The organism is Stackebrandtia sp. (assembly GCF_035643755.1).
In the GTDB taxonomy this organism is placed as follows: domain Bacteria; phylum Actinomycetota; class Actinomycetes; order Mycobacteriales; family Micromonosporaceae; genus Stackebrandtia.
On record NZ_DASQPW010000042.1, the window covers coordinates 1 to 4,070 of the forward strand.

Sequence of the window (4,070 nt, forward strand, 5' to 3'; positions counted from 1 at the left end):
TACCCGCAAAAGTTCCTCAACGATCCTGACTGCTGCGGCAAGGAGATCGACGCGGGGATGACCAAGGGCATTCGATGGGCTGCGGAGCATGGTGCAGACGTCATCGTCATTCCCAGCGGTGGTAGCCCTGGTGATAAGGACATGGAGGAAGCCGTTGAGTACGCCATAAAGAAGAAGAATGTTCCCGTCGTCGCTGCGGCAGGGAACAAAGAGTCTGGGAAGTATGGAAACAAGACCTCCGTCGAATCCCCTGCCGACCTGGACAGTGTCGTCGCTGTCAACGGAACAGGACGAGACGGGAAGCTTTGGCCTGGCGCGATTTCTCCTACAGGAGTATCAGACGGTTCACTGTCGGTTTCGGCACCCGCTGAGGACATAGTCTCAGCAAAGCTTGGCGGGGGATACAACTCAGGATCTGGAACGTCTGATGCTTGTGCGATTACGGGTGGTGTCGTTGCACTCATGAAGGCGCAGTGGAAGGACATAGGTTGGCAGGCCGTAAGTTGGCGGCTTACCCAAACAGCTGATGGCGAGACTGACAAGAGCGGAAACAAGAAATACAACTTGAAGCTGGGATACGGCGTCATCAATCCAGTCAAGGCGCTGACGGTCAATGTCAAGCGCCCCAAGGGTGTTCCCGATGACACGGTAAATCCAAAACCTGACCCAAAGACCTCTCCTAATTCCGATGCTCCCGCAAACAACAAGTCCTCCTCAAAGGACAAAAACGCGCTCGTCGCCTCAAATTCCACCACCCCCTGGCTCCCCATCGCCCTGGCGGCTGCCGCCGTTGTCCTCCTCGCCGCCCTCCTCTTCGTCTGGCTCCGCCGCCGAAAATCCGCTCGCCCCACCACTTCGTAACACGCCGCCATCGCTCACCCCTCCGGCTTGCGGTGACCAGCTAACCTCACCCCACATCATCCGCAAGCGTCAACGGGGGCTCGCCGTGTGTGCTTCGCCGTCGCCGCACCGCGACGACCTGCACGTCGACCTCGCCGCGCTGCGCGCCTTCGCCGACGCCCTTGACGCCGAGATCCTCGGTTCCATCGACGCGACGCACCCCCTGCTCCACGCCAAGTTCTTCCCCAACGGCCAAGCCGCTCCCCACTCCTTCGGCAAGCACCACACCGACCCCGCCACCGCTCACATCGGACCGACCCAGACCGAGAACATCAAGCGCCATCTGGAAACCCTGGCCCGCACTCGAACCGTCATCGAGGTCATGCGCGACGCCGCGCGCGAACTCGCCGCTCTCTACCAATCCAGGGACGACGACCACCGTCTCCTCGTCGACAGCGCGCTGACCGACATCCGAGAGCCGTGATGATGCCTGGGTCGTCACGTCACGCACCCGACCCTGTCGACGGTCTGTCCACACGGCAGTATCACGCCATCGCCCACGGAAACGACGAGCCGACCTGGAACTCTCAACAGCAAGGCTTCTCCGACCTTCGTGACCTCGCCGAACGCCTGCGCGACGGCACATCCACTCACCTGAACCGCCTGCGGGACTCCTGGAGCGGCGAGGGCGCCTCGGCCCTCTCCGCCGAAATACGCAAACTCATCGACGTCCTGGAACGCCTTCGCGACAGCGCGGCGTCCAATAGCGACGGAATGCGCGAGATGGCGGCCGTCATGGCCCGAGTCCGCTCCGAGATCGACGATCTTCACCACGAGGACGCCGAATGGCGGGCCAACCCCGACGGCGACGACCCCGAAACCCTCGCCGTGATGCGCGAATCGGTGCGCACCGACATGCGCGACACGATCAAGGACGCCGCCGAGCAACACCAACACCTCGCCCAGTCCTACCTCCTCGAGCCGCCATCCATCGCGGGTATCGACGCCACCACCAACCACCAACTCCAGGACCCCGCCCGCACCCACTCCGCGCCAGACCCCGCCGACCCGACGCCCAACCCCGAAACCCCGCCCGAACCCCCGATGCCCTTGCTGCCCATGGAACCCGCGGCCGCGACCCTCGACGGCGCCACCCCCGCCCCCGACGGCGCCGTTTGTCCCGAGGTGCGTCACCAACCCGCCAGCCCCCTGCGCTCCGACGCGTCTCGCCAGGGTCTCCTCAACCAACGGCGACACGACCAACGCCCGCCCGCCCCAACCCGCGACCGACGCCGCGCCCTCCTCATCGAGGACGACGATTCCCCGTTCGCCCCCGGCGATCCCACGGTCGTGCCACCCGTCATCTCTGGCGGCGTCGACCCTGGCCCTCACGGCTCGGGCCCCGTTCTCACGGGCACCGTCCACCGCCAGTTCCCCGAGTACCGCGACAAACCCGCGACACCAGCCCCTCAGACCGAGTTGGAGGACGGCTCCTCGGTCTCGATTCAGTTCGGCGGCAAGAGCCTCGACTTCTCCGAGCTCTCCCACGACGACCCCCACGCGTTGCCCTGACGTCGCCAGGCCCGCGCCGATCGCGATGCCACGCGCGATCGCGCCCCCACTACGGTGTTGCCAGGTATTCGCATCGAAGGTGCGACGAGGTAGCCACGGAGGACCCGCGCCATGTCAAACGCCAAGCGGCCATGGGGTCTCATCGTGGTCGTCGTGATCGCGGTCCTCAGCGTCGCGACGTACCTCTTTCTCGCCAACCACAAGACCGCAGACGTCGAGGCCAAGACGGTCGCTCGAGCCGCTCACGACGTCCTCGCCGACGCCAAGAAGACGGCCGACTTCCTCGACACCCCATACGTTCTCAAGAGCATGCGGGCGGAACCATGCAAGGGCCCGCAGGGTAAACCCGACTACACCGTCTACAACGTACTCGGCAGCTTCCACTTCGTCCCCAAGACGGGCGACCTCAACGGTGTGGTCGCCAAGGTCCACGACCACTGGAAGTCCAGGGGCTGGCAGATCACCGAATACCGCCACGCCAAGGACGCCGACGCCAGCGTCAGCGCCACCGAACCGTCCACCGACACCGACTACGAGTTCACCGCGCTCAACGCGGTCGGGCTGATCAACGCCCCCATCACCACGGGCTGCTTCCGCGACCGAAGCCTCAAGGGCGTGGTGGGCGAGCACATCTCCGGCGTCCCGACGCCGTCGTCCTCCCCGCCACCCACCGGAAACTCCCCGACCCACGGCTGAACCCAAAAGGACACCGCCCCACCCGCTCGCGATGACCAGGCGGAACGGCGTCCCCAGCACACATTCACGCACCCCGCCCGCTGAAGCAGAAGGCAAGAAAGTGAACGCTTCCCTCACCGTACCAAGCATCGTCCCGCTCCTACGAGGTGTAGTGCGCGCCGTCACCGCTGGGCCGAAAAGCGCGGGGGCGAGTTCGATAGCCTTGGAATCGTGACCAACACCGCGACGTCCTCGGCGACGGAGAGCTTCCCCGACCCGAAGCGCTCCTGGAAGCGTTCGGGGGTGCTGCTGGGGCTGTGGGTCGTCGTGTGGGCGGCTGTTGCGATTATCGGAACGGGGTGGAACGCGGTGGCGCAGCCCGGGGAGGGCAATCCCCACGATGAGTACGCACGCAGCGCTGACGAGGCGGCAGAGAGGTTCATGCACGCGGTCTTCGCGAACAAGGACTGGCACGAAGCGAATCTGATGCAGTGCGCCAACGCTGACGATCTCGATCCTCACGATTTGCGTCAAAAGATCTTCACGCGAGCAAAAGAATACAGGCAGGAAGAACACCTTGATACTCGCGATGTTCAGAGTTTTGAGTCAGGCGATGCCAATACGACGGGCAGCAGCCCCGCCGTCTATCGAGTAGTCATTACGGTCTACTGGTCGAAATTTGACAAAGCGCCCTTTAAGTACGACGTGAAAACCGAGCCCAACGCGGATCGACCGTGTGTATCTAAAGTGGTGAGTGTCGACACCTGATAGGTCAGGTAATGGTGTGTATTGAGGCTCTGGATGCGTACAGGTCGACGGCGTTGCCGTCGGGATCGAACACGACGGCGTAGCGCGGTCCCCAGTCGGCGTCGAAGGGCGCCAGTTCGCCGCGGGCGCCGGCGGCGGTGAGGGCGGCGTAGCGGGTGTCTACTTCGGAGGGTGTCGCGCACTCGAAGGCCAGGGCGACGCGGGGGCCGCCCGAG

The 4,070-nt window shown here is 64.4% G+C and carries 6 protein-coding genes; 5 read left to right on the plus strand and 1 reads right to left on the minus strand.

The annotated features are described in order from the left end of the window. From VE172_RS03065 to VE172_RS03085, 5 genes are all read left to right on the plus strand, one after another. Positions 1-861: S8 family peptidase (locus VE172_RS03065; protein ID WP_324796994.1), on the plus strand; the 861-nt coding region annotated here is incomplete at its 5' end. 85 nt (positions 862-946) lie between these two features. Next, entirely contained in the window at positions 947-1,324 is a 378-nt protein-coding gene (locus VE172_RS03070; protein ID WP_324796997.1) for a hypothetical protein, read from the plus strand. After that, on the plus strand, positions 1,321-2,412 hold the full coding sequence (locus VE172_RS03075) for a hypothetical protein (RefSeq protein WP_324797001.1): 1,092 nt from the start codon (positions 1,321-1,323) through the stop codon (positions 2,410-2,412). Before VE172_RS03070 ends, VE172_RS03075 begins: the two co-directional genes overlap by 4 nt. A gap of 111 nt (positions 2,413-2,523) precedes the next feature. Next, entirely contained in the window at positions 2,524-3,108 is a 585-nt protein-coding gene (locus VE172_RS03080; RefSeq protein WP_324797004.1) for a hypothetical protein, read from the plus strand. Positions 3,109-3,318: 210 nt separating this feature from the next. Then, positions 3,319-3,855 carry a hypothetical protein gene (locus tag VE172_RS03085; RefSeq protein ID WP_324797007.1) on the plus strand — a complete coding sequence of 179 codons (537 nt, stop codon included), beginning with the start codon at positions 3,319-3,321 and terminating at the stop codon, positions 3,853-3,855. 4 nt (positions 3,856-3,859) lie between these two features. On the opposite strand, the gene VE172_RS03090 is transcribed toward VE172_RS03085, so the two are convergent. Continuing rightward, positions 3,860-4,070, minus strand: a 211-nt coding sequence (locus VE172_RS03090; RefSeq protein WP_324797010.1) for a VOC family protein, incomplete at its 5' end; no start/stop codon positions are given.

Bases quoted from the DNA above. Each gene is read 5' to 3' on its own strand.
- VE172_RS03080 (WP_324797004.1), top strand. From the start codon at position 2,524: ATGTCAAACGCCAAGCGGCCATGGGGTCTCATCGTGGTCGTCGTGATC.